Source organism: Streptomyces sp. NPDC059398, from assembly GCF_042751845.1.
GTDB lineage: Bacteria > Actinomycetota > Actinomycetes > Streptomycetales > Streptomycetaceae > Streptomyces.
The window spans coordinates 1-5,445 of the sequence record NZ_JBHYWP010000015.1 but is presented as its reverse complement, the minus strand read 5'-3'; the positions used below and the strand labels follow the sequence as shown (position 1 = coordinate 5,445).

General features: G+C 71.9%; 7 protein-coding genes. All 7 read left to right on the top strand.

Annotation, left to right across the window (positions count from 1 at the left end; translation table 11 throughout):
- The first annotated feature begins 37 nt into the window (after nt 1-37).
- Nucleotides 38-574: a shikimate kinase gene (locus ACFXBC_RS08085; RefSeq protein WP_385020145.1), complete on the top strand. Its 537-nt coding sequence runs from the start codon at nt 38-40 to the stop codon at nt 572-574.
- On the top strand, nt 571-1,665 hold the full coding sequence (gene aroB, locus ACFXBC_RS08080) for a 3-dehydroquinate synthase (protein WP_385019978.1): 1,095 nt from the start codon (nt 571-573) through the stop codon (nt 1,663-1,665). Before ACFXBC_RS08085 ends, aroB begins: the two co-directional genes overlap by 4 nt.
- Nucleotides 1,662-2,102 (top strand): type II 3-dehydroquinate dehydratase, encoded by a 441-nt coding sequence (aroQ, locus tag ACFXBC_RS08075; protein WP_385019975.1) that lies wholly within the window; start codon nt 1,662-1,664, stop codon nt 2,100-2,102. Before aroB ends, aroQ begins: the two co-directional genes overlap by 4 nt.
- Before the next feature lie 111 nt (nt 2,103-2,213).
- Nucleotides 2,214-3,062 carry a Pro-rich N-terminal domain-containing protein gene (locus tag ACFXBC_RS08070; RefSeq protein WP_385019972.1) on the top strand — a complete coding sequence of 283 codons (849 nt, stop codon included), beginning with the start codon at nt 2,214-2,216 and terminating at the stop codon, nt 3,060-3,062.
- 102 nt (nt 3,063-3,164) lie between these two features.
- Entirely contained in the window at nt 3,165-4,271 is a 1,107-nt protein-coding gene (locus ACFXBC_RS08065) for an aminopeptidase P family protein (protein WP_385019969.1), read from the top strand.
- Nucleotides 4,272-4,322: 51 nt separating this feature from the next.
- Entirely contained in the window at nt 4,323-4,889 is a 567-nt protein-coding gene (gene efp / locus ACFXBC_RS08060; RefSeq protein ID WP_164264558.1) for an elongation factor P, read from the top strand.
- 2 nt (nt 4,890-4,891) lie between these two features.
- Entirely contained in the window at nt 4,892-5,320 is a 429-nt protein-coding gene (gene nusB, locus ACFXBC_RS08055; RefSeq protein WP_385019965.1) for a transcription antitermination factor NusB, read from the top strand.
- Nucleotides 5,321-5,445 lie beyond the last annotated feature (125 nt).

The following is a 5,445-nucleotide window of genomic DNA, read 5'->3' as shown; positions in this document are numbered from 1 at the left end:
ACCGCCTTCTTTGCCGTGGCGCGGCCCGGTGGGCCCCCTGGTCGCCCGGTGGGCGGGCGACCACCCCACGGTGGGCGCGCGCCGCCCCCCGCGGCTCGGCACGGGCTACCGCGATACCGACGCCGACATCGTGGCGGCCGAGGGACGCTCCATCGCCGACATCTTCGTCGACGACGGCGAGGACCACTTCCGCGCCCTGGAGCGCGCCGCGGTGCGTGCGGCGGTCACCGGCCACACCGGCGTACTGTCGCTCGGCGGCGGCGCCGTCCTCGCCCCGTCCACCCGCGAACTCCTCGCGGGCCACCCCGTCGTCTACCTCTCCATGGACGTGGACGAAGCGGTCAAGCGCGTCGGACTCAACACCGCGCGCCCACTGCTCGCCGTCAACCCGCGCCGTCAGTGGCGCGAGCTGATGGACGCGAGGCGGCCCCTGTACACCGAAGTCGCCCGGGCCGTCGTAGCCACCGACGGCCGTGTCCCCGAAGAGGTCGCGGAGGCGGTCCTCGACGCCCTGGAGCTGCGGCTCCCCGCAGGGGACCCCACCCCGCCCCCCGGCCAGGAGAAGACCGTATGACGCAGGACGCCCCCATCCGTATCCAGGTCGGCGGCACCGACGGCCACGATCCGTACGAGGTGCTGGTCGGCCGTCAGCTTCTGGGCGAGCTGCCCACGCTGATCGGTGAACAGACCAGGCGAGTCGCCGTACTGCATCCCGAGGCGCTGGCCGAGACCGGCGAGGCGGTCCGCCAGGACCTCGCCGACCAGGGGTACGAGGCCATCGCGGTCCAGCTGCCCAATGCGGAGGAGGCCAAGACCGCCGAGGTCGCCGCCTACTGCTGGAAGGCGCTGGGCCAGACCGGATTCACCCGTACCGACGTCATCATCGGGGTGGGCGGCGGCGCCACCACCGACCTCGCCGGGTTCGTCGCGGCGACCTGGCTGCGCGGTGTGCGCTGGATCGCCGTGCCGACCACCGTGCTCGGCATGGTGGACGCGGCGGTCGGCGGCAAGACCGGCATCAACACCGCCGAGGGCAAGAACCTGGTCGGCGCCTTCCACCCGCCCGCCGGGGTGCTCTGCGACCTCGCCGCACTGGACTCGCTGCCGGTCAACGACTACGTCTCCGGGATGGCCGAGATCATCAAGGCCGGCTTCATCGCCGACCCGGCCATCCTCGACCTGGTGGAGTCCGACCCCGAGGGCGCCCGTACACCCGCGGGACCGCACACGGCCGAGCTGATCGAGCGCTCCATCCGGGTCAAGGCCGAGGTCGTCTCGAACGATCTGAAGGAGTCCGGGCTGCGGGAGATCCTCAACTACGGGCACACCCTCGCCCACGCCATCGAGAAGAACGAGCGCTACAAGTGGCGGCACGGCGCCGCCGTCTCGGTCGGCATGGTGTTCGCCGCCGAACTGGGGCGGCTCGCGGGCCGCCTGGACGACGCGACCGCCGACCGGCACAGCGCCGTACTGGCCTCCGTCGGTCTGCCGCTGACCTACCGGGGCGACCAGTGGCCGAAGCTGCTTGAGACGATGAAGGTCGACAAGAAGTCCCGGGGCAACGTCCTGCGCTTCATCGTCCTCGACGGACTCGCCAAGCCGACCGTCCTGGAGGGCCCCGACCCGGCCGTCCTGCTCGCCGCGTTCGGCGAGGTCTCCGCGTGAGCGCCCGCGTCCTCGTCCTCAACGGCCCGAACCTGGGCCGGCTGGGCTCCCGCGAGCCCGATGTCTACGGCGCGACCTCCTACGCGGGCCTCGTCGAGGCCTGCACCCTGCTGGGCAAGGAGCTCGGTCTCGATGTCGAGGTGCGCGAGACCAACGACGAGGGGGAGATGATCCGCTGGCTGCACGAGGCGGCCGACGGAGCGCTGCCCGTCGTCATCAACCCCGGTGCGTTCACGCACTATTCGTACGCGATGCGGGACGCTGCGGCCCAGCGCACCGCCCCGCTCATCGAGGTGCACATCTCGAATCCGTACGCCCGTGAGGAGTTCCGTCACAACTCCGTCATCGCCGCGGTCGCCAGCGGCACCGTCGCGGGCTTCGGGATCGGCTCCTACCGGCTCGCCCTGCGGGCGCTGGCGGGGGAACTCGCGGGCTGAGGAAGCCAGGTGGCCCTCACCGGCCCTCCCCGGCCGGTCACACGGTGCGGGCCGGGGAGGGTACCGTTCGGTACGGCAGACAGTCGGCTGAGCGAGACGGAGTGGCACCGGATGCAGCACGCTGTGGGAGCTCCGCTGCCGCCGCCCCCGCCGGGCGCCGCGGGCTGGGGCCAGAGCGCCCAGCAGGCCGGCGGCCCGCCGGGCTGGGTGGCACCGAACCAGCCCGTAACACCGAACCAGCCCGTGGCCCCGACCGGGCCGCCGCCCCCGCCGGGTGCGCCGCTCTCCCAGCCGCCGCCCGCGCCGCCGTCCATGGAGACGACCGGGCACGTCCAGCTGCCGCCCGGCGGTCCGGTGCCGCTGCCAGCCCCGCCCGCGGCCAGCGCACCGGCCGACACCGGGAACACCACGCTCGCCGTCCTCCTCATAGGACCGGCGGGCGCGGGCAAGACCACGGTCGCCCGGCACTGGGCGCGCAGCCGCCGGATGCCCACGTCGCACATCAGCCTCGATGACGTACGTGAGTGGGTCTGCTCCGGCTTCGCCGACCCCCAGACCGGCTGGAACGAGCACTCCGAAGCGCAGTACCGGCTGGCCCGCCGCACCTGCGGATTCGCCGCGCGCAACTTCCTGGCCAACGGCATCTCCTGCATCCTCGACGACGCGGTCTTCCCGGACCGCCCGGTCGTCGGCCTCGGCGGCTGGAAGCGCCATGTCGGCCCCGGTCTGCTGCCCGTCGTGCTCCTGCCCGGCCTGGAGGTCGTCCTGGAGCGCAACGCCGCCCGCAGCGGCAACCGCCGCCTCGGCGACGAGGAGGTCGCCCGGATCCACGGCCGGATGGCCGGCTGGTACGGCTCGGGGCTGCCGATCATCGACAACTCGGGTTACGACGTGGAGACCACGGCCCAGGTGCTCGACGACGTACTCGCCCGCTCCATCGCCTCCCCTCCGGCCTGGTGAAGCCCCTTTCCGGCCCGGTGAACCCTCCTCCCGCCCGGTGAAGCTCCACGGTCGGACGCGCTCGAACGGCCGAAAGCCGCTGCCGCTCCTAGGCTCGGAACCATGGCAGAGGTGTTTGCGGTCCGCCGGGCACGACTGCGCGACCGGTGCCTGGCAGCGGGCAGCGGCGCCGCACTGGTCTCCCGGCCGGCCAACGTCCGGTATCTCGCCGGTGCGGCCCCGGCGGGCGCGGTCCTGCTGCTGGGCCCCGAGGGCGATGTGCTCCTCTGCCCCGCCGGACCCACCCGCGACCCCCAGGAAGGCCGCCCCGACGAGAATCTGCGGATCACCGAGCTTCCCGCGCCGGGCGGCGACCCCGCGGTGGCCGCCGCCGGCCTGCTCACATCGGCGGGCGCCGTCTCGCTGGCGGTGGAGGAGCACCATCTGACCGTCGCCCGGCACCGGGCCCTGCACTCGGTGGCACCGCGGCTGCGTCTCGCCGATCTCGCCCGCGCCGTGGAGCAGCAGCGGATCATCAAGGACGAGGACGAGATCGGCTGTCTGCGCACCGCCGGGGAGATCACCGACCAGGCCCTCGGCGAGCTGCTCGAATCGATCCTCGTCGGGCGCACCGAGCGCCATCTCGCGTTGGAGCTGGAGCGCCGTCTCATCGACCACGGCGCCGCCGGGCCGGCTCTCCCGACCTCGGTCGCCACCGGACCCAACGCCGGGCTCGACGGCCACCGCCCGTCCGACCGCCGGGTCGAGGAGGGGGATCTGCTCTCCGTACGGCTCGGGGCCGTCTACCGCGGATACCGATGTGAGATCGGCCGGACGTTCGTCATCGGGACCGCACCGGCGGACTGGCAGATCGAGCTGTACGAGCTGGTCTTCGCGGCACAACGGGCAGGTCGGGAGGCTCTTGTGCCCGGTGCGGCCTGCCGGGACGTGGACCTCGCGGCACGCCATGTGCTGGAGGCCGCGGGCCATGGCGGGACCCTCGGTCCGTCGACCGGGCACGGTGTGGGGCTCGAAATCGATGAGGACCCGCAGCTGGCACCTGCGGCCATGGGTAAACTGGACGCTTGCGTGCCGGTCACCGTCGAACCGGGGGTCCACCTCCCTGGCCGGGGCGGAGTCCGGATCGATGACACGCTCGTCGTGCGCCCTGAGGCGGACGGCGGACCCGAGCTACTCACCATTACGACCAAGGAGCTGCTCGCCCTCTAGTGGCGTGCACCCGCGGTCCCACACACGCTGCAGTCCAGGAGAACCTCAACCGTGGCTTCCACGAACGACCTCAAGAACGGCCTGGTGCTCAAGCTCGACGGGGGCCAGCTCTGGTCCGTCGTCGAGTTCCAGCACGTCAAGCCCGGCAAGGGCCCGGCTTTTGTGCGCACCAAGCTCAAGAACGTGCTTTCCGGCAAGGTCGTCGACAAGACGTTCAACGCCGGCGTGAAGGTCGAGACGGCCACCATCGACCGGCGCGACATGCAGTTCTCGTACATGGACGGCGAGTACTTCGTCTTCATGGACATGGACACCTACGACCAGCTGATGGTCGACCGCAAGTCGGTCGGTGACGCGGCCAACTTCCTCATCGAGGGCTTCACCGCCTCCGTCGCCCAGTACGAGGGCGAGGTGCTCTACGTCGAGCTCCCGGCCGCGGTCGAGCTGACGATCCAGCACACCGACCCGGGCGTCCAGGGCGACCGCTCCACCGGCGGCACCAAGCCCGCCACCCTGGAGACCGGTTACGAGATCGGTGTCCCGCTGTTCATCACGACCGGCGAGAAGATCAAGGTCGACACGCGATCCGGTGATTATCTCGGCCGGGTGAACAGCTAACCGTGGCCGCCCGGAACACGGCGCGCAAGCGCGCCTTCCAGATCCTCTTCGAGGCCGACCAGCGCGGGGCTTCCGTGCAGACGGTCCTCGCGGACTGGATCCGTCTCGCCCGGACCGACGACCGGCAGCCACCGGTCAGTGAGTACACGATGGAGCTGGTCGAGGGGTACGCGGAGCACGCGGACCGTATCGACGAGCTCATCGCCACCTACGCGGTGGGCTGGACCCTCGACCGGATGCCGGTCGTCGACCGCAACATCATCAGGCTCGGCGCCTATGAGCTGGTGTGGGTCGACGGGACGCCGGACGCGGTCGTGATGGACGAGGCGGTGCAGCTCGCCAAGGAGTTCTCCACCGACGAGTCGCCCGCCTTCATCAACGGTCTGCTCGGCCGGTTCAAGGACCTCAAGCCGAGCCTGCGGCGCGGCTGACCGCGGCGTACGGAGCCCCGGTTCACTGCTCACAGAGGCCCGGGGGGGGGGGGGTTTCTATATAAGAGTGGCGCGCGCGGGGAGGGGGGGGGGGGGCGGGCTGGGGTGGGGGGGGGGGGGGGGGG